General features: G+C 64.7%; 19 protein-coding genes. 12 read left to right on the top strand and 7 right to left on the bottom strand.

Features of this window, described 5'->3' with window-relative positions; translation table 11 throughout:
• Positions 1 to 46: 46 nt before the first annotated feature.
• The 3 genes from RPS27_RS37620 (at position 47) to RPS27_RS37610 (ending at position 4,727) form a co-directional block, all read left to right on the top strand.
• Positions 47 to 1,708: an electron transfer flavoprotein-ubiquinone oxidoreductase gene (locus RPS27_RS37620; RefSeq protein WP_212065574.1), complete on the top strand. Its 1,662-nt coding sequence runs from the start codon at positions 47 to 49 to the stop codon at positions 1,706 to 1,708.
• A gap of 308 nt (positions 1,709 to 2,016) precedes the next feature.
• Positions 2,017 to 3,813 (top strand): tetratricopeptide repeat protein, encoded by a 1,797-nt coding sequence (locus tag RPS27_RS37615; RefSeq protein WP_211419429.1) that lies wholly within the window; start codon positions 2,017 to 2,019, stop codon positions 3,811 to 3,813.
• Positions 3,814 to 3,842: 29 nt separating this feature from the next.
• Positions 3,843 to 4,727: a 4-(cytidine 5'-diphospho)-2-C-methyl-D-erythritol kinase gene (locus RPS27_RS37610; protein WP_194406635.1), complete on the top strand. Its 885-nt coding sequence runs from the start codon at positions 3,843 to 3,845 to the stop codon at positions 4,725 to 4,727.
• A gap of 32 nt (positions 4,728 to 4,759) precedes the next feature.
• Here the strand turns inward: RPS27_RS37610 and RPS27_RS37605 are convergent, their stop codons facing one another.
• The 5 genes from RPS27_RS37605 to RPS27_RS37585 form a co-directional block, all read right to left on the bottom strand.
• Positions 4,760 to 5,653 carry an alpha/beta fold hydrolase gene (locus RPS27_RS37605; protein ID WP_212065573.1) on the bottom strand — a complete coding sequence of 298 codons (894 nt, stop codon included), beginning with the start codon at positions 5,651 to 5,653 and terminating at the stop codon, positions 4,760 to 4,762.
• Positions 5,646 to 6,278 (bottom strand): LysE family translocator, encoded by a 633-nt coding sequence (locus RPS27_RS37600; RefSeq protein ID WP_212065572.1) that lies wholly within the window; start codon positions 6,276 to 6,278, stop codon positions 5,646 to 5,648. Before RPS27_RS37600 ends, RPS27_RS37605 begins: the two co-directional genes overlap by 8 nt.
• A gap of 56 nt (positions 6,279 to 6,334) precedes the next feature.
• Entirely contained in the window at positions 6,335 to 7,597 is a 1,263-nt protein-coding gene (gene fabF, locus RPS27_RS37595) for a beta-ketoacyl-ACP synthase II (RefSeq protein WP_212065571.1), read from the bottom strand.
• Position 7,598: 1 nt separating this feature from the next.
• Positions 7,599 to 8,114 (bottom strand): helix-turn-helix domain-containing protein, encoded by a 516-nt coding sequence (locus RPS27_RS37590; RefSeq protein WP_212065570.1) that lies wholly within the window; start codon positions 8,112 to 8,114, stop codon positions 7,599 to 7,601.
• A gap of 360 nt (positions 8,115 to 8,474) precedes the next feature.
• Positions 8,475 to 9,482: a polyprenyl synthetase family protein gene (locus tag RPS27_RS37585; protein ID WP_212065569.1), complete on the bottom strand. Its 1,008-nt coding sequence runs from the start codon at positions 9,480 to 9,482 to the stop codon at positions 8,475 to 8,477.
• Between the two features lie 133 nt (positions 9,483 to 9,615).
• Between RPS27_RS37585 and RPS27_RS37580 the strand changes: the two genes are divergently transcribed.
• The 6 genes from RPS27_RS37580 to glyS all read left to right on the top strand — a co-directional run bounded on the left by RPS27_RS37580 (position 9,616) and on the right by glyS (position 15,404).
• The gene (locus RPS27_RS37580) at positions 9,616 to 9,843 is read left to right on the top strand and encodes a DUF2007 domain-containing protein (RefSeq protein ID WP_018323354.1); all 228 of its coding nucleotides are present in this window, start codon (positions 9,616 to 9,618) and stop codon (positions 9,841 to 9,843) included.
• Positions 9,836 to 10,600: a tRNA1(Val) (adenine(37)-N6)-methyltransferase gene (locus RPS27_RS37575; RefSeq protein WP_212065568.1), complete on the top strand. Its 765-nt coding sequence runs from the start codon at positions 9,836 to 9,838 to the stop codon at positions 10,598 to 10,600. Before RPS27_RS37580 ends, RPS27_RS37575 begins: the two co-directional genes overlap by 8 nt.
• A 214-nt stretch (positions 10,601 to 10,814) precedes the next feature.
• Complete coding sequence (locus tag RPS27_RS37570) at positions 10,815 to 11,720, top strand: S49 family peptidase (RefSeq protein WP_313755027.1); 906 nt, start codon at positions 10,815 to 10,817, stop codon at positions 11,718 to 11,720.
• A 115-nt stretch (positions 11,721 to 11,835) separates the two neighbouring features.
• Positions 11,836 to 12,027, top strand: a complete 192-nt coding sequence (locus RPS27_RS37565) for a hypothetical protein (protein WP_211419421.1) — start codon at positions 11,836 to 11,838, stop codon at positions 12,025 to 12,027.
• 189 nt (positions 12,028 to 12,216) lie between these two features.
• The gene (locus RPS27_RS37560) at positions 12,217 to 13,152 is read left to right on the top strand and encodes a glycine--tRNA ligase subunit alpha (protein WP_038948278.1); all 936 of its coding nucleotides are present in this window, start codon (positions 12,217 to 12,219) and stop codon (positions 13,150 to 13,152) included.
• A complete protein-coding gene (gene glyS / locus RPS27_RS37555) occupies positions 13,152 to 15,404 on the top strand; it encodes a glycine--tRNA ligase subunit beta (protein WP_212065566.1) in 2,253 nt (750 codons plus the stop codon). Before RPS27_RS37560 ends, glyS begins: the two co-directional genes overlap by 1 nt.
• 297 nt (positions 15,405 to 15,701) lie before the next feature.
• Here glyS and RPS27_RS37550 read toward each other — a convergent pair whose 3' ends face one another.
• Positions 15,702 to 16,055: a DUF1236 domain-containing protein gene (locus tag RPS27_RS37550; RefSeq protein WP_194406644.1), complete on the bottom strand. Its 354-nt coding sequence runs from the start codon at positions 16,053 to 16,055 to the stop codon at positions 15,702 to 15,704.
• A 225-nt stretch (positions 16,056 to 16,280) separates the two neighbouring features.
• Here RPS27_RS37550 and RPS27_RS37545 point away from each other — a divergent pair, with 225 nt between their 5' ends.
• The 3 genes from RPS27_RS37545 to RPS27_RS37535 all read left to right on the top strand — a co-directional run bounded on the left by RPS27_RS37545 (position 16,281) and on the right by RPS27_RS37535 (position 21,389).
• Complete coding sequence (locus RPS27_RS37545; RefSeq protein WP_008562090.1) at positions 16,281 to 16,436, top strand: DUF3096 domain-containing protein; 156 nt, start codon at positions 16,281 to 16,283, stop codon at positions 16,434 to 16,436.
• A gap of 96 nt (positions 16,437 to 16,532) precedes the next feature.
• Positions 16,533 to 19,472: a pyruvate, phosphate dikinase gene (ppdK, locus tag RPS27_RS37540; RefSeq protein WP_212065565.1), complete on the top strand. Its 2,940-nt coding sequence runs from the start codon at positions 16,533 to 16,535 to the stop codon at positions 19,470 to 19,472.
• 462 nt (positions 19,473 to 19,934) lie between these two features.
• Entirely contained in the window at positions 19,935 to 21,389 is a 1,455-nt protein-coding gene (locus tag RPS27_RS37535) for a cell wall hydrolase (RefSeq protein WP_211419419.1), read from the top strand.
• A 115-nt stretch (positions 21,390 to 21,504) separates the two neighbouring features.
• On the opposite strand, the gene nadC is transcribed toward RPS27_RS37535, so the two are convergent.
• Positions 21,505 to 22,383: a carboxylating nicotinate-nucleotide diphosphorylase gene (nadC, locus tag RPS27_RS37530; RefSeq protein WP_212065707.1), complete on the bottom strand. Its 879-nt coding sequence runs from the start codon at positions 22,381 to 22,383 to the stop codon at positions 21,505 to 21,507.
• Positions 22,384 to 22,386: the final 3 nt, after the last annotated feature.

Here is a 22,386-nt window from a genome sequence, read left to right as displayed (position 1 = left end):
CAAGAGGGCGCAAACGACCGAGGACCGTCTCAAGGGCTGAGATCAGATGAGCACTGAAGAACTTCCCCCGCGCGAATCCATGGAATTCGACGTCGTCATCGTCGGCGCCGGCCCCTCGGGCCTGTCGGCCGCGATCCGGCTGAAGCAGCTCAATGCCGATCTCAACGTCGTCGTGGTGGAAAAGGGCTCCGAAGTCGGCGCGCATATTCTCTCCGGCGCGGTGATCGATCCGGCCGGGCTCGACAAGCTGATCCCGGACTGGCGCGAGGATTCCGACTGCCCGCTGAAGACGCAGGTGAAGGACGATCGCTTCTATTGGATGACGGCCGGCGGCGCGATCAAGCTGCCGAACTTCATGATGCCGCCGCTGATGGACAATCATCACTGCTTCATCGGCTCGCTCGGCAATGTCTGCCGCTGGCTGGCGCGCAAGGCCGAGGCGCTCGGCGTCGAGATCTATCCGGGCTTTGCCGCTGCCGAGGTGCTCTATGACGAGGAGGGCAGGGTCAAGGGCATCGCCACCGGCGACATGGGCATCGGCCGCGACGGCAAGCCGAAGGACTCTTTCACCCGTGGCATGGAATTGCTCGGCAAGTACACGCTGTTCGCCGAAGGCGCTCGCGGCAGCTTGACCAAGCAACTCATCGCGAAGTTCGCGCTGGATGCCAAGAGCGAGCCGGCAAAGTTCGGCATCGGCCTTAAGGAAGTCTGGCAGATCGACCCGGCAAAACATCAGAAAGGGATGATCCAGCATTCTTTCGGCTGGCCGCTCGACCTGAAGACCGGCGGCGGCTCGTTCCTCTATCATTACGACGACAATCTCGTCGCCGTCGGCTTCGTCGTGCATCTGAACTACGACGATCCCTATCTGTCGCCGTTCGACGAGTTCCAGCGCTTCAAGACGCATCCGTCGATCCGCGGCACCTTCGAAGGCGCCAAGCGGCTCGCTTATGGTGCGCGCGCCATCACCGAGGGCGGCTATCAGTCGGTGCCGAAACTCAGCTTCCCCGGCGGCGCGCTGATCGGTTGCGCGGCCGGCTTCGTCAACGTGCCGCGCATCAAGGGCGTGCACAATGCGATGGGCACCGGCATGCTCGCAGCCGAGCACGTCGCGGCAGCGCTCGCCGGCGATCGCAGCAATGACGAACTTGTCGAGTACGAGAACGCCTGGCGCTCCTCGTCGGTGGGCAAGGATCTGTTCCTGGTGCGCAACGTCAAGCCTCTGTGGTCGAAGTTCGGCACCGTGCTCGGCGTCGCGCTCGGCGGCTTCGACATGTGGTGCAACACGCTGTTCGGCGCCTCGCTGTTCGGTACCCAGTCTCATGCCAAGCCCGATCGCGCTACGCTCGATCCGGCCAAACAGCATGCGCCGAAGAACTACCCGAAGCCGGACGGCAAGATCTCGTTCGACAAGCTGTCCTCCGTGTTCCTGTCCAACACCAACCATGAGGAGGACCAGCCGGTCCATCTCAAGGTCACGGACATGAACCTGCAGAAGACCTCGGAGCACGACGTCTTCGCCGGTCCCTCGAATCGCTATTGTCCCGCCGGCGTCTATGAGTGGGTCGAGGAGGGGTCGAGCCCGCGTTTCCAGATCAACGCCCAGAACTGCGTCCATTGCAAAACCTGCGACGTGAAGGATCCCAACGGTAACATCACCTGGGTTCCCCCCGAGGGCGGCGGCGGTCCGAACTACGAGGCGATGTAACGGCCGGCCGGGCAAGCGGATCGGGTCACGACGTGGTCCGGTGCACGTTCGCGTGAGGAGGGGGCCGGGGCCCCCGGTCCTGGCCACGATAAGGCCATAGTAGCGGCGTCTTGGGGCTGCTCCTGACCGGTGACCTGGCCGTTTTGGGGTGTGCGGAAGGGGGGCGTCCGGTCCGAATCCTTGCGGCGAAGCGCCAAAAGCGGCATTGTCGGCCCGACGGTTCCGGGTCCCGATGCCACCGGCCGCGTTCGCATGCGAGACGGCCCTCTGCTGCAAACCCAGGCACTACCAACTCAAGGCGAGCCCTGATGTTTTCAAATCGTTTCAACCGCTGGACTGTTGCCGCCATCGCCCTCATGGGCACAGCGATCGCGACCGTCCCGGGCAGGGTCCTGGCGCAGACGCCGGATCACCCGGAGAACACGGCGGCGCAGTTTCCGACCCGAAACGATCTGAAGTCGCTCACCGGGGCCGGCAGCTATCTCGCCGCCCGCCACGCCAGCGTCGAGCGTGACGCGGCCTCTGCCGCCGCGTTCTACCGCTCCGCCCTGCGCACCGATCCCAAGAACAACGAGCTGCTCGATCGCGCCTTCATTTCGTCGGTCGCCGACGGCGACATCGAGGAGGCGGTCAAGCTCGCCGAGCGCGTCCTCACCATCGACAAGACCAACCGCGTCGCGCGTCTCGTCGTCGGCGTGCACGATCTCAAGGTGAAGAAGTACGCTGCCGCGCAGACCAACATCAACCAGTCGATCCGCGGTCCGATCACCGATCTCGTTGCCACGCTGCTCTCGGGCTGGGCCGCCTATGGTGCAGGCGATGCCAAGGGCGGTGTCGCCACCATCGACAAGCTGGCAGGTCCGGAATGGTATCCGCTGTTCAAGGACCTTCACGCCGGCATGATCCTCGAACTCTCCGGCAAGGAGAAGGACGCCGGCACCCGCTTCGAGCGCGCCTACAAGCTCGACGATTCCATGCTGCGCGTGACCGAGGCCTATGCGCGCTGGCTGTCGCGCAACAAGGACTCCGCCGCCGCGACCAATGTCTATCAGGCCTTCGACAAGAAGCTGGCGCGTCATCCGCTGATCCAGGAAGGCCTGCGCGAGACCAAGGCCGGCAAGAAGATGTCGCCGCTGGTCGATTCCGCCCAGGCCGGCGCCGCCGAAGCGCTCTACGGCATCGGCGCCACGCTGACCCGCCGCGGCGGCGAGGATCTGGCGCTGGTCTATCTCCAGCTCTCGCTCTACCTGCAGCCGACGCATCCGCTGGCGCTGCTCTCGCTCGCCGATCTCTATGAATCGGTGAAGCGGCCGCAGATGGCGATCAAGGTCTATGAGCGCGTGCCGTCGAGCTCGCCGCTCAAGCGCAACGCGCAGATCCAGCTCGCCATCGATCTGGATTCCGCCGACCGCACCGAGGAAGCGATCAAGATCCTCAAGGGCGTCACCACGGAGGATGCCAAGGACCTCGAAGCCATCATGGCGCTCGGCAATATCGAGCGCGGCCGCAAGAAGTTCGGCGACTGCGGCGCGACCTATTCGCAAGGCATCGACGTGCTGCCGGCCGGCAACGACAAGGCCAACAGCGTCTGGTATTATTATCGCGGCATCTGCGAGGAGCGTTCCAAGCAGTGGGCCAAGGCAGAGGCCGACATGAAGAAGGCGCTCGAGCTGCAGCCCGACCAGCCTCACGTCCTCAACTATCTCGGCTATTCCTGGATCGACCAGGGCGTGAACCTGGACGAAGGCATGAAGATGATCAAGCGCGCCGTCGAGCAGCGTCCCGACGACGGCTACATCGTCGACTCGCTCGGCTGGGCCTATTACCGCATCGGCAATTACGAGGAAGCGGTGAAGAATCTCGAGCGCGCGATCGACCTCAAGCCCGAGGATCCCACCATCAACGACCATCTGGGCGATGCCTATTGGCGCGTCGGCCGCACGCTGGAAGCCAAATTCCAGTGGGCGCACGCCCGCGATCTCAAGCCCGAGCCGGAAGAACTGCCGAAGATCGAGGCCAAGATCGCGAACGGGCTGACCGAGGACAATTCGAACTCTTCGGCCGCGCAGGCGGAGAAGAAGAAGGACGACGGCAAGGGCGGTTAGTCTTAAGCGAAGTTGGGGGCGTGTCGCCGATGCCGGCGTTGATTGAAGAAGGGCGCGCGAAGGTCAATTTGAGCCTTCGCGTCGTAGGCCGTCGTGCCGACGGCTATCATGATCTCGAAAGTGTGGTTGCGTTCGCCGACTGCGCCGACCGCCTTACGCTGGAGCCGGGCGGCGAGCTGAGGCTCACCACCACGGGGCCGCTGGCCGCGGCCTGTGGCGATACCTCCGACAATCTCGTGTTCAAGGCCGCCAAGCTGCTCGCCGAGGCGGTGCCGGGCCTGAAGCTGGGTGCGTTCGCGCTCGACAAGGTGCTGCCGGTGGCCGCCGGCATCGGTGGCGGCTCGGCCGACGCTGCAGCGGCGCTGCGGCTCCTGGCGCGCCTCAACGATCTGTCGCTCGATGATCCCCGGCTGCAGAAGGTTGCGCTCGCGACCGGCGCCGACGTGCCGGTGTGCCTGGCCTCGCGTGCCTGCGACATGACCGGCGTCGGCGAGCAGCTGCTGCCGCTCGCACTGCCGAGCATGCCTTGCGTGATGGTCAATCCGCGCGTGCCCGTTGCCACCAAGGACGTGTTCAGCGAATTGGGCCTGCGCAACGGTCAATTGCTGGTCGGTGTCGCCGACGTCATCCGCGCTCCGGCCTGGCCGGAGGAGGGCGGATCGATTGCCGATTGGATCGACGTTCTCGAACGCGTTCCCAACGATCTCGAAGCGCCTGCACTGCGGATCCAGCCCGTGATCGGCGAGGTGCTGGAAGCCCTGCGCGACTCCCCCGGCGTCAAGCTCGCTCGCATGTCCGGCTCGGGCGCGACGTGCTTTGCGATCTACGGCGCGGCCAACGAAGCGCATACCGCCGCCGAAAAGATCCGGCGCGATCATCCCGGCTGGTGGGTGCATGCGGGGACGTTGAGCTAGGTCTTTCGCCGAAGACGCTGGAGCGTGCCACCCTACGGCAGTTGCACTAAATCTGCGGCGTCCTCAGCCAGCCCAAGAAACCGCCGGATCTCGTCCAGCACTTCCTGCGGCTTGTCATGCTGCAGCCAGTGTCCGGCGCCGGCGATGGTCTCGACGCGCGCTTGCTGGAAATACCGCTCGAGGCCCGCCGCCCTGGCACCGGCGAGAAAGCTCTCGCCGGCGTTGAGCAGCAGCGTCGGGCAGGCGATGCGGCCCCACAGCGCGATGTGATCGTCCGGCCAGAGCCGGTGCGGCGCGGAGGCGCGCTGATAGGGATCGAATTTCCAGCTATAGGAACCGTCCTCGTTCCGCCGCGCGCCGTGAGTGGCGAGATGCAGCGCGAGGTCACGGGTGAGACGCTTGTTGTGCAGCACCATCTGCGCTGCCGCGTCCTCGAGGGTCGCGTAGCGGCGCGGCGTGCGGTCATGCAGTCTGTCGAGCTGGCCGACCCATTTGCCGATGCGCTCATGCACTGGGGCCTTCGGCGTATCCGGCAGCATGGTCACGCCGTCGAGCACGACGAGCTTCGTGACCTTTTCGGGGAATGATCCTGAAAAGATCAGGCTCACCATGCCGCCCATGGAATGACCGATGAGAGTGACCTCCGGCGCTGCGAGGACGCGGATGAGCTGGGCGAGGTCGTAGACGTATTCGGTCAGCGCGTAGCTGCCGCCCCGGGTCCATTCGGAATCGCCGTGGCCGCGCAGATCGGGTGCGATTATGTGGAAATGCGGCTGCAGCGACCGGGCGATGACGTCCCAGCTCCGGCAATGATCGCGGCCGCCATGCACCAGGATGAGAGCCGGCGCGCTCTCATTGCCCCAATCGGCGTAGTGCAGCCGCAGGCCATGGGATTCATAGAAGCGGTCCTGCGGGATGCTAGCCATTTGCCGGTCGCCGCGCCAAGGCCAACGACAGGCCGAGACCTGCAATGAAGACGCCGGGGCTTTGGGTGAGACGCCGCATCAGATGCGGCCGTCCGATCAGCTGCGTGCGCGTCGCGGAGGCCATCAGCACCACGATGATGTCGGCGAGCGTGTTCAACGCCACCGAGATCGCACCGAGCATGATGAATTGCAGCGTGGGGCTCGATCCGGCGGGATCGAGGAACTGCGGAATGAAGGCGAGAAAGAACGCGGCGGTCTTCGGGTTCAGCGCCTCGACCAGCACGCCGTCGCGGAAGGCGCGTTTGTCGCCGACAGAGTCGCTCTCGAGCGACAGCGCGCGGCTGGCGCTGCGAAACGTCTTGATGCCGAGCCAGACCAGATAGAGCGCGCCGACGAATTTGACGGCGGCGAACAATTCGGCGCTCGCAAGGATGATTGCGGAGATGCCGAGGCTGCCGGCGACCACATGAACCAGCCCGCCCAGGGCCGTGCCCGCGGTCGAGGCAAAGCCGCTGGCGCGCCCGTCCGACAAGGTCCGTGCCGCGACGTAGAAGATGCCGGGGCCGGGAATGGCAGCAATGAGACAGGCCGCGGCCAGGAACAGCCAGAAATTGGTTTCGATCATCCTGTTTTCGTAGCGCAGCGGACCGCGATTGCAAGCCTTGGTTCGAAGGCCCCCGTTTAGTCCACGCGGCGGAAGATCACGCTGGCATTCACCCCGCCGAAGCCAAAGCCGTTGGAGATGGCATGCTGCATCGGCAGCGGCCGCGCGTGGCCCGAGACGATGTCGATGCCGTCAGCGCCCGCATCGGGGTTTTCGAGATTGAGCGTCGGCGGCGCGATCTGATCGCGCAAGGCGAGCACGGTGAAGATCGCTTCGAGGCCGCCGGCGGCGCCGAGCAGATGGCCGGTGGCCGATTTGGTCGCGCTGACGGCAATGCCGCGGTTGCGGCCGAACAGCGCGGCGATTGCGCCGAGCTCGCTCTCGTCGCCCGCCGGCGTGGAGGTCGCATGGGCATTCAGGTGCTGCAAATCTTCCGGAGCAAGCTTCGCCTGCCGAAGCGCGATCTCCATGGCGCGGCGGGCGCCGTCGCCGTCGGGCGGACCCGACGTCATGTGATAGGCGTCGGCCGTCGTGCCGTAGCCGACGAGCTCCGCGATCGGCGTGGCGCCGCGGGCGAGCGCATGTTCCAGCTCCTCGATGACGAGAATGCCGGCGCCTTCGCCCATGACAAAGCCGTCGCGATTCCTATCGAACGGGCGCGAGGCGCGCGCGGGCTCGTCGTTGAAGCCGCTCGACAGCGCGCGGGCCGCGGCGAAGCCGCCGAGGCTGACGATGTCGATGCAGGCCTCTGCACCGCCGCAGATCGCGACATCGACCTCGCCTGATCGGATCATGCGCGCGGCATCGCCGATCGCCTGCACGCCGGCGGCGCAGGCGGTGACCGGCGTGCCGAGCGCACCCTTGTAGCCGTATTTGATCGAGACGTGGCCGGCGGCGAGGTTGGCCAGGAACGAGGGAATCGTGAACGGCGACAGCCGGCGCACGCCGCGCTGCTCGGTGATGCGCACCGCCTCCGCCATGGCCGGGAAGCCGCCGACGCCGGAGGCGATGATCGTCGCGGTCCGTTCAAGCGCGGCCGCATCCTGCGGCGTCCATTTCGCCTGTGCGACGGCTTCTGCCGTGGCGAGCAGCGCGAACAGGATGAAGCGGTCCATCTTTCGCTGGTCTTTTGGCGCGGCCGCCTGTGCAGGATCGAAGCCGCCGTCGGCATCATCGGCCTTGTCGGGCACGAGCCCGGCAATGCGCGCGGGCAGCGCCTGCGACCATTCCGGCAGCGGGCGCAACCCGCTTTGGCCGGCGAGCAGCCGGCGCCAGGATAATTCGACACCGCAGCCGAGCGGCGACACCGCGCCCATTCCCGTCACGACGATACGACGCATGTCAGTCTCCAGCCGGCGCGACGGCCGGGTTCATAGCCCTAAGCGAAGCGAGTCGTGTACGCATCCCGCGGCTCGCATGGGGACCTGCGATGACGACCGCATTGGCGAGTGTGATCGGTTGCATGTCGGTGGCATCGACCACGACCGGATCGAACGGACGACTATCTTTGCGGTTCGCCAGCAGAATGGATTCGCCCTTCGGCGCGAGATGCCTGTTGCCCCAGGCCAGCAGCGCCGCGACCACGGGGAAGAAATCCCGCGCCTTGTCCGTCAGCACATATTCGTAGCGCGGCGGCCGTTCGTGATAGCGGCGCCGGACGAACATGCCTGATGCGGTGAGATGGGCGAGCCGCCGCGACAAGATGTTCGGTGCGATGCCGAGGCTTTGCGAGAATTCGTCGAATTTCGTCGCCCCCTGAAACGCATCGCGCAGGATCAGAATGCTCCACCATTCGCCGACCGTCTCCACGGCCCGGCCGACGGGGCATTCCTGGATGGAAGGTGATTTAGGCTGCATGGGCAGAAAGTAGGCAAGTAACTTGCAAAATGCAAGTGACTAGGCGAGCGAGACCGAAGCTGAGCCGCTGTCGTGCCCCGGACGTAGCGCAACGCTTCTTCAGCGGTGCGCTACAGAGCCGGGGCCCATATTGCTGATTTCGGGGCCTGGGTCCCGGCTCTGCGCAGCAGCCTTTCACGCTGCAGCGCGTCCGGGACGTGAGAAGAAGTGGGGCATCTTGCTCGGTCGCTGGGAGCGCAGCGAAGCAATCCAGGCTGTTTCCGCGGAGGGATTCTGGATTGCTTCGCTGCGCTCGCAATGACGGGGGAGTTGCGCGCACACTCTCACAGCGCCCAATCCAGGACGAGCGTCAGCCGCCGCCTAATGCGACCGCGCCAGACAGAACGCCACCACCTGCTCCAGCGCGCTCTTCATCGGCGAGGACGGGAACAGTGCCAGTGCGTCGACGGCCATCGCGCCGTAGTGCTGGGCGCGGCTCAGCGTGTCTTCCAGCGCGCGATGCTTGTTCATGAGCCCGATGGCGTGATCGAGATCGCTGTCGCCGATCTCGCCGCGCTCCAGCGCCCGGATCCAGAAGGCGCGCTCGGTGTCGTTGCCGCGGCGGAACGCGAGCACGACGGGCAGCGTGATCTTGCCCTCGCGGAAATCGTCGCCGGTGTTCTTGCCGAGCTTGGCGCTCTTGCCGCCATAGTCGAGCACGTCGTCGACGAGCTGGAAGGCGATGCCGAGATTCATGCCGACCGAGCGGCAGGCGGTCTGCTCGGCCTTCGGGCGGTTGGCGATGACGGGGCCGACCTCGCAGGCCGCCGCGAATAGCTCGGCGGTCTTGCCGCGGATCACGGCGAGATATTCGTCCTCGGTGGTCGCGGTGTTCTTGGCGGCCGCAAGCTGCATCACCTCGCCCTCGGCGATGGTGGCGGCCGCCGCAGAGAGGATGTCGAGCGCGCGCAGCGAGCCGACCTCGACCATCATGCGGAACGCCTGGCCGAGCAGGAAGTCGCCGACCAGCACGCTCGCCTCATTGCCCCAGAGCATGCGCGCCGACAGCTTGCCGCGGCGCATCTCGCTCTCGTCCACGACGTCGTCGTGCAGCAGCGTGGCGGTATGCATGAACTCGACGGAGGCAGCGAGCTTGATGTGGCCGTCGCCGGTGTAGCCGGCGAGGTTGGCCATGGCGAGCGTCAGCATCGGCCGCAGGCGCTTGCCCCCCGAGGAGATCAGATGGTTGGCGACCTCCGGGATCATGGTCACGTCCGAACCGGTCCGCGACAGGATCGTGGCGTTGACGCGCTCCATGTCAGGGGCGACAAGGGCAATCAGCTCTTCGATCGACGCGCCGGGAGTTTCGAAAGGTACGATGACGGCCACGCCGGTCTCCAATATTTGCCCCAAAAGGGCTATTCTGACGGAAAGACAATAGAAACTGGCGGCGGATGCGGCAAGTGCTGCGGAACCATTGACATTTGCCGTTACCCCCTTTTCAGGCAGGAGAACCTGCGATTTGCGTGAACTGGTTCGGACCAACGATATGGTGCTGGTGTCGGCGATCGGCGCGCTGCTCGATGGCGCCAATATCCATCATCTGGTGCTGGACCAGAACATGAGCATCATCGAGGGCTCGCTCGGTATCCTGCCGCGGCGGATCCTCGTCCACGAGGACGACGCCCAGGAGGCGAGGGAGCTGCTGACCGAGGCCGGCCTCAGCCACGAACTGCGCGGCGATGAGTGAGGCGACAGATATTACCGAAGACGCCTTTCTCGGCGGGCAGTTGCGCCTCAAGCAGAAGCGGTCCGGCCATCGCGCCGGGCACGATGCCATCCTGCTCGCGGCGGCGACCGAGGCGCGCATCGGAGATCGCGTGGTCGATTTCGGGGCCGGCGTCGGCACGGCCGGGCTGGCGCTGGCCCGGCGTATTCCCGGGATCAGGCTCAGCCTGGTCGAGATCGATCCGGCGCTGGCCGAGCTCGCTCGCGACAACGCGGCGGCAAACGCGATTGCCGCCGAGACGATCGTGCTCGACGTCACGGCCGACGCGCAAGGCTTTGCGTCACATGGCCTGTCGCCCGACAGCGTCGACGTGGTGCTGATGAATCCGCCATTCAACGATCCGGCCCGGCATCGCGGCTCGCCCGATCGGCTGCGTCACACCGCGCATGTGGCAACGGAGGAGACGCTGCATGCGTGGGTACATGCAGCGCGGCGCATCCTCCGATCGAATGGCGTGCTGACATTGATCTGGCGTGCAGATGGCATCGCCGATGTCCTGGAGGCCCTGTCGCGCGGATTCGGCAGCCTTGCGATCCTGCCGGTTCACGGCGAGGCGGGGCGGCCCGCGATCCGTGTGCTGGTGCGCGCGGTCAAAGGTGGCCGGGCCCCGACGCGATTGCTGCCGGGCCTCATGCTCAATGATGAGGCTCGCGTTTCAAAAAACGAGATGATGGAGATTTTGGAGGGGAGAGCGGCCTTGCCGCTGATGGAACCTTGACGGCTTACTGCGGAAGCGATTCCGACTGCTGCTCTTGCGGAGTCGTCAGGCGGATCGCCATGAACAGCGCACCGATCAGCAGCATCAGCAGATAGATTTTCATGGTGTTCTCCGCTGCCTCATTGCAGCCTCCCAACGAGAAATCTGCAAAACACGTTCCAGGCACTTCCAATGACAGTCGCGTGATAAGAAATGGTTAATCAGAGGTAACGGCATGGCCGAACAATTGAACGATCGTGAGAGTTCCGGCCTGGCCGACAAGCTCATGCAATATCTGCCGGCGCGCTTCCGCCCCGGCACTGCGGTGGTGCCGGTGGTGCGGCTGTCGGGCGTGATCGGCGCGGTGACGCCGCTGCGTCCCGGCATGACGCTCGCGGGCGTCGCCAAGGTGCTCGAGCGTGCGTTCTCGATGCGCAACGCCAAGGCGGTGGCGCTGGTGATCAATTCGCCCGGCGGCTCGCCGGTGCAGTCGCGTCAGATCTATCTGCGCATCAAGCAGCTCGCGGCGGAAAAGAAGCTGCCGGTGCTGGTGTTCGTCGAGGATGTTGCCGCCTCCGGCGGCTACATGATCGCCTGCGCCGGCGACGAGATCATCTGCGATCCTTCCTCGATCCTCGGATCGATCGGCGTGGTCGGCGGCAGCTTCGGTTTCCAGGAGGCGATCAGGCGGCTCGGCATCGAGCGGCGTCTCTACACGGTCGGCGAACACAAGGCGATGCTCGACCCGTTCCTGCCCGAAAATCCCGATGACGTCGCCAAGCTGAAGGCGATCCAGCGTGAGATCCACCAGATCTTCATTTCGCTGGTGAAGGAGAGCCGCGGTGCGCGCCTCAAGGGCGCGGACGATACCCTGTTCACGGGCGAATACTGGGCCGGCGAGAGCTCGGTAGCGCTGGGACTTGCCGACAGCATCGGCGATCTCCGCTCAACTCTTCGTGCCCGCTATGGCGACAAGGTTCTCACCCCTGTGATCGCGCAGCCAACCGGGCTGCTGTCAGGTCTTTTGGGCCGGAAATCGCCCGGCGCGGGGCTTTCGGCCCTGGAATCAATGGCCGGGCTGCCGGACGAGCTGATCTCGGCGGTCGAAACGCGGGCGATTTGGGCGAAATTCGGGTTCTAGCCCGAGTCCTTCCGCGCCATTTGGTCCAGGGGAACTTGAGGGCGAGCCAATTGCGGCGCGGCCCGGTCTGCGCAAGAATGTGCGTGGGGGCTGAGCACTCAACAAGGATCGACCGATGCCGCCGTTCGTCGCTTTCGCGGGCGTGCTGGGCGGGCTTGCCGTGGTCCGCTGGGCCTACAAGACCGCTGTCAAGATCAACCAGGAGCTGGAGGAGATGCGCCTGTCGCGCGTCGCCGAGGCCGCTCGTATGGGGGATATCCAGACGCTGAAACGTGACCCCGTGACCGGGGCGTTCAGGCCGGGGTAGCCGCGCCTTTCCCATTCGCGCCGTCATTTCGGGGCGATGCGAAGCATCGAGCCCGGAATCCCGAGATTCCGGGTTCGCCCTTCGGGCGCCCCGGAATGACCGCTCTTTGCCCCCTTTGCCTTGATTCCCACCCCCGCCGTCGATACGGTCCCGCGCGATTCAAAACCCCCGCGAGAGCCTGATCTGACGATGGACGCCTCATTGCCCGCCCATATGCGCCCGGAACGCTCGTTCCAGGGTTTTATCCTCGCGCTACAGCGGTTCTGGGCCGAGCAGGGCTGCGTGATCCTGCAGCCCTACGACATGGAGATGGGCGCGGGCACCTTCCATCCGGCGACCACACTGCGCGCGCTCGGGCCGAAGCCCTGGAACGCCGCCTATGTTCAGCCCTCGCGCCGGCCCAAGGACGGTCGCTATGGCGAGAACCCGAACCGGATGCAGCACTATTACCAGTTCCAGGTGATCATGAAGCCGTCGCCGCCGAACCTTCAGGAGCTGTACCTGAAGTCGCTCGCCGCGATCGGCATCGATAGCGCCGTGCACGACATCCGCTTCGTCGAGGACGACTGGGAGAGCCCGACGCTGGGCGCCTGGGGCCTCGGTTGGGAGTGCTGGTGCGACGGCATGGAGGTGAGCCAGTTCACCTATTTCCAGCAGGTCGCGGGCTTCGAATGCGCGCCGGTCGCGGGCGAGCTCACCTACGGGCTTGAGCGCCTCGCGATGTATGTGCAGGGCGTCGACCGCGTCTACGACCTCAATTTCAACGGCCGCGATGGCGACGCCAAGGTCACCTATGGCGACGTCTTCCTGCAGGCCGAGCGGGAATATTCGAAGCACAATTTCGAAGTCGCCGACACGGCGATGCTGTTCGAGCAGTTCAAGATGGCGGAAGCCGCCTGCAGGAAGTACCTCGACGCCGGCTGGAAGGACGACAAGCGCGAGGCGCATTTGATGGCGCTGCCGGCCTATGACCAGTGCATCAAGGCCAGCCACGTCTTCAACCTCCTGGATGCGCGCGGCGTGATCTCGGTGACCGAACGTCAGAGCTACATCTTGCGCGTGCGCGAATTGGCAAAAGCCTGCGGCGAGGCCTGGATCCATACTGAAGCGGGCGGAGCGGCCTGATGCCCGATCTTTTGCTTGAACTGTTCTCGGAAGAGATTCCCGCGCGCATGCAGGCCAAGGCGGCCGACGATCTGCGCCGTATGGTCACCGACAAGCTGGTCGCCGAAGGGCTCGTCTACGAGGGCGCGAAGGCGTTCGCGACGCCGCGCCGCCTCGCGCTCACCGTGCACGGCATCCCCGCGCGCCAGCCGGACCTCAAGACCGAACGCCGCGGCCCGAAAATCGGTGCGCCCGATGCGGCCGTACAGGGCTTCCTGAAAGCGACGGGTCTGAAGTCGCTGGACGAAGCAAAAATCCAGCGCGATCCCAAGGGTGATTTCTACATCGGCTTGATCGAGAAGCCCGGCCGCGATGCGATCGACGTGCTCGCCGAAATCCTGCCCGTCATCATCCGCACCTTCCCCTGGCCGAAATCGATGCGCTGGGGCGCGCGCTCGGGCAAACCGGGCTCGCTCAACTGGGTGCGCCCGCTGCACGCGATCACCGCGACCTTCGGGCTCGAGACCGAAGAGCCCGATGTCGTGAAGTTCGAGGTGGATGGCATCCAGAGCGGCCAGACGACATATGGCCACCGCTTCCTTGCGCCGGCGCCCATTCAGGTGCGCCGCTTCGAGGACTATGAGGCGAAGCTGAAGGCCGCAAAGGTCATTCTGGATCCGCAAGCCCGCAAGGACATTATCTTCGCTGATGCTAAGGAATTGACCTTCGCGCAGGGCTTCGAATTGGTCGAGGATCAGGTGCTGCTTGATGAGGTTTCGGGCCTGGTCGAATGGCCGGTCGTTATGATGGGATCGTTCGAAGCGGAATACCTCGCGATTCCCGACGAGGTGATCCGCGCCACCATCCGCAACAACCAGAAGTGCTTCGTGGTTAAGGATCCCAAGACCGGGAAGCTGACCAACAAGTTCGTCCTGACCGCCAATATCGAGGCTGCCGATGGCGGCAAGGTCATCGTCTCAGGAAACGAGCGCGTGATCCGTCCGCGCCTGTCGGATGCGAAGTTCTTCTACGAAACCGACCTGAAAAACTGGAAGGAGAAGTCAGTCGATCAACTCCTAGCCAAGTTCGGCCAGATTGTTTTCCATGAGAAGCTGGGCAATGAGCGCCAGCATGTCGATCGCGTGGTTCATTTGGCTGTCGAGATAGCGCCGCTAGTGGGGGCTGATGTCGAAAAAGTCCGTCGTGCAGCCGAGCTTGCGAGAGCGGATCGGCTAAGCGAAGTCGTCGGTGAGTTTCCTGAGCTTCAAGGCACTATGGGCAAGTACTATGCCTTGGCGAAGGGCGAAGAACCCTCAGTCGCTGCGGCGATAGAAGATCACTACAAGCCTCTAGGACAATCTGATGGGGTTCCAACGGACCCCGTGAGCATTGCGGTGGCGCTTGCGGACAAGATCGACATGCTTGTCGGGTTCTGGGGGATCGATGAAAAGCCGACCGGGAGTAAGGACCCTTATGCGCTTAGGCGCGCTGCTTTAGGGGTAATACGCATCATCTTGGAGAATAAACTTCATCTTCCGCTCGTGGACATTTTCACGACAGCCGACATTGAGTGTTTCTTGGATATCAAGAGCGCGAGGCTCGAAGGTTCGAGGATTGCTCTTATACGTGTGGAGAGAGAAAGCGGCCTTTTCGATGCCGCCGTTCAAAAAGCTTGGAGTGATTTGGTCGATGAAACCTTCTCCGACGACGTGGTGGAGCAGGAGTCAAAAACCGCAAAGGAACGTGTGTTTGGCTTGCTCGATTTCCTTGTGGATCGCTTGGAGGTCCAGTTGCGCGCTGTCGGAGCTCGACATGACCTCGTTCAAGCGGCATTTGCGATCGCATTGGAGGATGACCTGCTAACAATCGTCCGTCGCGTCGAGGCGCTAGGTAAGTTTCTCGATACTGATGACGGAAAGAACTTGTTGGCGGGCACCAAGCGCGCAAGCAACATCCTTTCGATTGAGGAGAAGAAAGATAAGCGCACTTATGACGGTGCGCCAGATCCTGAGTTGATGACGGATGACTACGAGCGGCATCTTTGGCGAACTATCCAAAGCACGGTTGCTGACGCGAAGCTGCACGTAGGGAAACAAGATTTTGAAGCAGCGATGGAGTCGCTTTCAACTCTTCGAACTGCGGTCGATGCGTTCTTCGACAAGGTTCGCGTCAACGACGACGATGCCAAGGTGCGCGAGAACCGCCTGAAGCTGCTGAACGAGATCCGCAGCGCCACGCGCGCGGTGGCGGATTTCTCGAAGATCCAGGATTGAGGTGCGGGTATTGCGGCTCCCGTGCCCCGGACGCTGTGTAGCGCGCCGCTTCGCGGCGTGATGCGCTACAGAGCCGGGGCCCATGCGGCCCGCGTGCTCGGAGCCTCTGGGTCCCGGCTCTGCGTCGCAACGCTTGCGCGTTGCGCCTAGTCCGGGACACGTGAGTGGCCTCCAAAAAAGTGCCCCGCCCGGCGGGGGGAAGACCGGGCGGGGCCTGATGTCCGATTTACACTGCTCGCGCCAGCCTGATTGAAGTGACGCGCCGGACATCTAGTCGATCTCAGTTCGATACGTCCTTTAGTCCAGCACCTCGACGATGCGGCGTGAACGCGGCTCGACCAGCACGGTCTCGCCGTTCACGACGGTGTAGCGGTAGGTGGTGGCGCCGAAGCGTTGCGGCACGTCATAATAAGTGACGCCGCTTTCGGGTAAGGTGGCGCCGACCACGATGCGATCCGGAATCCGGAAGGCGGGCACGCGTTGTTCGACGACATATTCGCGGAAAGCGGGCCGCTGTTCGGCCGCAATGGTCGGAGCGCTGTCGACCACGGCGGGCGCGCGTCCGACGGTGACACCGCTTTGCGCCTGCGCCGCCAGGGGCGAGCCGATCGCGGCCGCGAGCGCTGCAAGGGCAAGAATCCTGTTCCGCATGGACAACTCCTTCGACGTGATGGTTCGGACGCGCCAGCGGCGCGACCGGTTGCCAATGCATGCGTGTTGGCAATGTTCCGGGAAAAGCCCCGCCGCAACAGCGGCAATTTCTGGCAGTTTTCGTGGGAGCCGGAACTCGACTCGCCTGTTGCGCGTCTCTACTCCCGGAACCGGGAGGGCTATGATCCGCCCGCGATTCGCACCCCCTCCACAGAAAGATAATTCATGCACATCACCGTCGCCCACATTTCGCCGATCCTGTCGTTGATTGCGGGCGTGCTCATCCTGATCATGCCGCGGCTCCTCAACCTGATCGTCGCGATCTTCCTCATCGTGAACGGCGCGATCGGGCTCGGGCTCCTGAAGTGGCTCCGCTTCTAGGCGTTCACTTTTCGGAACTGTCCGACTTGCGCGGGCCCGCCCAAAGTGGTGTAAGGCCCGCGATTTCCCATTCCTCTCGCAGGTTGTGTGCAAGCTATGGCCAAAGCCGCCTCGAAGCCTAAAAAAATGCCAGCGAAATCAAAGTCCTCCGCCGCTGCGAAGGCCGCGCCGCCGGCCCGCAAGGCGCTGGCCAAGAGCGCGCCGAAGCCGGTCGCCAAGCCCGCTGCAAAGGCTGCCGCGAAGCCCGCGGGCAAGCCGGCGGCAAAGGCCGTAACCAAGGCGGTCGCGCCCAAAGTCGCCGCGAAGCCCGCGCCGAAGAAGGCTGCGCCCGCGAAGACGACGCCAGCCGCGGGCAAGGCCGGCAAATGGGTTTACACGTTCGGTGACGGCAAGGCCGAAGGCCGGACGGAGATGCGCGACCTGCTCGGCGGCAAGGGCGCCAATCTTGCCGAAATGGCCAATCTCGGCCTGCCGGTGCCTCCCGGCTTCACCATCCCAACCTCGGTCTGCACCTACTTCTATGCCCACGGCAAAACCTACCCCAAGGAACTGCAGGCGCAGGTCGAGAAGGCGCTCGACCATGTCGGCAAATTGACCGGCAAGATCTTTGGCGACACCAAGAATCCGCTGCTCGTCTCGGTGCGCTCCGGCGCGCGTGCCTCCATGCCGGGCATGATGGATACCGTGCTCAACCTCGGCCTCAACGACCAGACCGTGGAAGCGTTGTCGGAATTGTCGGGCGATCGTCGCTTCGCCTATGACAGCTATCGCCGCTTCATCACCATGTACTCGGACGTGGTGCTCGGTTTCGAGCATCATCACTTCGAGGAAATCCTCGACACCTTCAAGGATAGCCAGGGTTACACGCTCGACACCGATCTGTCGGCCGACGATTGGGTCGACCTAGTCGGCAAATACAAGGACGCGGTCGCCCGCGAGACCGGCAAGGATTTTCCGCAGGATCCGCACGACCAGCTCTGGGGCGCGATCGGCGCCGTGTTCTCATCCTGGATGAACGCGCGCGCGGTGACCTATCGCAAGCTGCACGACATTCCGGAATCCTGGGGCACCGCGGTCAACGTGCAGGCCATGGTGTTCGGCAACATGGGCGAGACCTCGGCGACCGGCGTTGCGTTCACCCGCAACCCCTCGACCGGCGAGAGCAAGCTTTACGGCGAATTCCTGATCAACGCGCAGGGCGAGGACGTGGTGGCGGGCATCCGCACGCCGCAGGACATCACCGAGGAAGCGCGCAAGGAATCGGGCTCCGACAAGGCGTCGATGGAAGCGGCGATGCCGGAGGCCTTCAAGGAGCTGACGCGGATCTACACGCTGCTCGAGAAGCACTACCGCGACATGCAGGACATGGAGTTCACGGTCGAGCAGGGCAAGCTGTGGATGCTGCAGACCCGCGGCGGCAAGCGTACCGCGAAAGCCGCACTGCGCATCGCGGTCGAGCTCGCCAATGAAGGCCTGATCAGCAAGAAGGAAGCGGTCACCCGCATCGATCCGGCTTCGCTCGACCAGCTCCTGCACCCGACCATCGATCCCAATGCCAAGCGCGACGTGATCGCGACCGGCCTGCCGGCATCCCCGGGTGCTGCGTCCGGCGAGATCGTGTTCTCCTCGGACGAGGCGGCCAAGCTTCAGGGCGACGGGCGTAAGGTGATTTTGGTCCGCATCGAGACCAGCCCGGAAGACATCCACGGCATGCACGCCGCCGAAGGCATTTTGACCACACGCGGCGGCATGACCTCGCACGCAGCGGTCGTCGCCCGCGGCATGGGCAAGCCCTGCGTCTCCGGCTGCGGCACCATCCGCGTCGATTACGGCCGCGGCACGATGAGCATCGGCTCGCGCACCTTCAAGACCGGCGACGTCATCACCATCGACGGTTCGCTCGGCCAGGTGCTCGCCGGCCGCATGCCGATGATCGAGCCGGAGCTGTCCGGCGAGTTCGGCACGCTGATGAACTGGGCCGACCAGGTCCGCAAGATCGGCGTTCGCGTCAATGGCGATACGCCCGACGACGCGCGCACCGCGATCAAGTTCGGCGCCGAAGGCATCGGCCTCTGCCGCACCGAGCACATGTTCTTCGAAGAGACGCGCATCCGCACGGTGCGCGAGATGATCCTCTCCGAGGACGAGCAGTCCCGCCGCGCCGCGCTCGCCAAGCTGCTGCCGATGCAGCGCGCCGACTTCGTCGAGCTGTTCGAGATCATGAAGGGCCTACCGGTCACGATCCGGCTTTTGGATCCTCCCCTCCATGAATTCCTGCCGCACACCCACGCCGAGGTCGAGGAAGTGGCGCGCGCCATGAACACCGACCCGCGGCGCCTCGCCGATCGCGCGCGCGAGCTCTCGGAGTTCAATCCGATGCTCGGCTTCCGCGGCTGCCGCATCGCGATCGCCTATCCGGAGATCGCCGAGATGCAGGCGCGTGCGATCTTCGAGGCGGCGGTTGAAGCCGAGAAGCGCACCGGCAAGGCCGTCGGCCTCGAGGTGATGGTGCCGCTGATCGCGACCAAGGCCGAGCTCGATCTCGTCAAGGCGCGGATCGACGCCACCGCACAGGCGGTGATGCGCGACACCAACACCAAGCTCGCCTATCAGGTCGGCACCATGATCGAGCTGCCGCGCGCCTGTCTGCTCGCGGCCGAGATCGCGGAGTCGGCCGAGTTCTTCTCGTTCGGCACCAACGACCTCACGCAGACGACCTACGGCATCAGCCGCGACGATGCGGCGAGCTTCCTAGGGACCTACGTGTCCAAGGGCATCCTCCCGATCGATCCCTTCGTCGCGCTGGACCAGGAAGGCGTCGGCGAACTGGTCAAGATCGGTGTCGCGCGCGGCCGCAAGACGCGGCCGAAGCTCAAGGTCGGCATCTGCGGCGAGCACGGTGGCGATCCCGCCTCGGTCGCTTTCTGCCACAATATCGGCCTCGACTACGTCTCCTGCTCGCCCTACCGCGTGCCGATCGCCCGCCTTGCCGCCGCGCAAGCCGCGCTCGGCAAGGCGATCGCGAGCCAGGCGTAAGCAGAACTAAAATGCTGGAATGAAGAGGCGGGGCGAAAGCTCCGCCTCTTTTCATTTGGGCCGATGCTCTCTCCCCCGGTCATTGCGAGGAGCCCTTGCGACGAAGCAATCCAGACCATCTCTGCGGAGAGATTCTGGATTGCTTCGCGGCGCTCGCCATGACGAGCATCGCGGATGCACTGCGCGCAACACTGGGAACTCGTCGGGCATCCCGTAGTGATACGCGCCGTCAAGAGTTCCTTCACCATTCGCGTTGACGGGTCGTTTACCGCTTCACGTGACGACGCATTTACCAGCGCGCGCGATCGCCCCGTGAAAACACCTGTGTTCGCTTGAGTGTGCTGCACGCGCAACGCCGATTAACGCCCCGGCAACCTAAATTGGATACTTACGATAAAGATCGAATTGCACGGATGTACTGCGGCTCGATTTTTCTGGCGTAAGCGTAGCGTGAGCGTAACGATGTCAGTGTTGCGTAACCATCCGAAGGGCGCGCGGTTCGCGTCCTTCGGAATCGGTCTCTGCATCTTCGCATTGATGCCGAGAGAGACCGGCTATCAGGACATTGCCTCCTTGCTGGCGCGCCAACCTGGCGTTGCCGAGCGTTGGCAGAAGCAGGTGTTCTCTGCGGCGTCCTCGATCCAGCTCGCCACCTACAGTTTTTCGCGGCCCATCGGCACCTCCGTGCCGCAGAGCGCGATGGTGCGTCTCGCGAGCCTCGATGGCCGCGACGTCACCGGCGCGATCAGCCGCAATCCGGCGCTGCAGACCGCGCCGCGCTACCAGGCTTCCGACTTTCCCAAGGTCGATCGCTCGATGAAGGGTGATCGCCTCGCAACAATTACACCGGGCCAGGCTCCGGAGACGAATGCGCCCGCGGCGGCACCGTCGCAGGAAGATCCCGCGACGTCGAACAGCTCGGTGTTCGGGGCCAAGACGGCCGCGTTGCCGCAGGCGATGTCGCCGGAATCCGCGGCCGCGCTCGATCCCGAGCTCCAGGAAGCGCTGCGCGCGCCGCCGCTGCCGCAATATGCCAATCCGCCACAAGCCAGCGACGCCGCGCGTGCGTTCGCGGTCCAGCCCCTCGAAGCGCTGAAGCGGGCGACTGCGCCGACGACGCCTGTGCGCGATCCCTTCAGCGTCAAGACCTCGAACCTGTTCTTCGGCAGCTCCTCGCTCGGCGGCAATCTCGAGAGCATAGAGAGCTGGAAGCCCGGCGCCGAACCGCTGATCGTGATGCCCGACCCCGACATGAAGGTGACGGCCTCGCTGACGCCGCCCACGGTGGAGATCGCCAAGGACATCGAGAGCGGCGAGAGCGTTGCTCCGAAGGGCGAGGTCAACGCCGACAACCAGCGGACCAGGTCACCGGCGGAACGGCTCGCGCTCGACGACAAGTCGCGCGCGAAATCCGAGAAGTGCCTCGCGGAAGCGGTCTACTTCGAATCCCGCGGCGAGGCCGTCCGCGGCCAGATGGCCGTCGCGCAAGTCGTGATGAACCGCGTATTCTCCGGCAAGTACCCTGATACGGTGTGCGGCGCGGTCTATCAGAACAAGCACCGCCATCTCGCCTGCCAGTTCACTTTTGCCTGCGACAACAATGCCGACGTGATCCGCGAGCCCGAGATGTGGGAGCGCGCCAAGAAGATCGCGAAGGCCATGCTCGACGGCCAGATCTGGCTGCCCGAAGTCGGCAAGTCCACGCATTATCATGCCTATTGGGTGCGCCCGTCCTGGGTCGCCGAGATGAAGAAGATGTACAAGACCGGCGTGCACACCTTCTACCGCCCCCGCGCCTGGGGCGACGGCAGCGAGGAACCGAGCTGGGGCACGCCGGCCCAGACCGCCGCGCTCTCCGCCGAGCTCGCGCAGGAAGCCAAGAGCTCCGCCGAGATGGGCGCGAGCGAGCGGAGGTAGTCGTCATCACAAAGAGACCGTCATGCCCGGGCTTGTCCCGGGCATCCACGTTCTTCGTCCCGCGTGGCTAAGGCGTGGATGGCCGGGACAAGCCCGGCCCTGACGGAAAGACCGCTCACATCTCGATATCCAGCGCGCAATCGAAATTCGGCGCCGAATGGGTCAGCGCGCCCGCTGACGCGTAATCGACGCCGGTCGCGGCAATCGCGGCGATCGAATCCAGTGTGACGCCGCCGGATGCCTCCAGCTCGAGGCGGCCTTCGTTGAGCCGCACCGCCTCACGCAGCGTCGCAAGATCCATGTTGTCGAGCAGCACGGCGTCGGCGAGCCCGCTGTCGAGCACCTCGCGCAGTTGCGCCAGCGTATCGACCTCGATCTCGATCTTGACCAGATGGCCGGCGTGGCTGCGGGCGCGCTCCAGCACCGCTCGGACGCCGCCGGCGACCGCGATGTGGTTGTCCTTGATCAGGATCGCGTCGTCGAGGCCGAAGCGGTGGTTGAAGCCGCCGCCGCAGCGCACCGCGTATTTCTCCAGCGCGCGCAACCCCGGCGTGGTCTTGCGCGTGCAGCAGACGCGCATTGTCGTGCCTTCGGTGCGCGCGACATAATCCGCCGTGAGCGTCGCAACGCCCGACAGGCGGCCGACGAAGTTCAGCGCGGTTCGCTCCGCGGTGAGAATGGCGCGCGCGGGGCCCGAGATCGTCAGCACCTGCTGTCCCCCGGCAACGCGTGCGGCGTCACGGACATGCGCGCGCACCTCGATGTCGGGCGAGAGCCTTTGCAGCGTCACGAGCGCGAGCGGCAGGCCTGCGATCACGCCGGACTGGCGCGCGACCAGGATCGCCTGGGCCCTGGTCGCTTCGGGAATCGTCGCAAGTGAAGTGATATCGCCGGCGCGGCCGAGGTCCTCGTCGAGCGCGCGCTGCACGGCCGCGTCGATGGCGAGCGGCGAGAGGAAGGCGTCGGGATAGAGCAGTGAGGTCGGGTTCATCAGAGG

It is taken from the genome of Bradyrhizobium sp. WYCCWR 12699, from assembly GCF_032144035.1.
Classification (GTDB): domain Bacteria; phylum Pseudomonadota; class Alphaproteobacteria; order Rhizobiales; family Xanthobacteraceae; genus Bradyrhizobium.
Note: the sequence above shows the minus strand (reverse complement) of the source record. Positions and strands in the feature narration are given on the sequence as shown.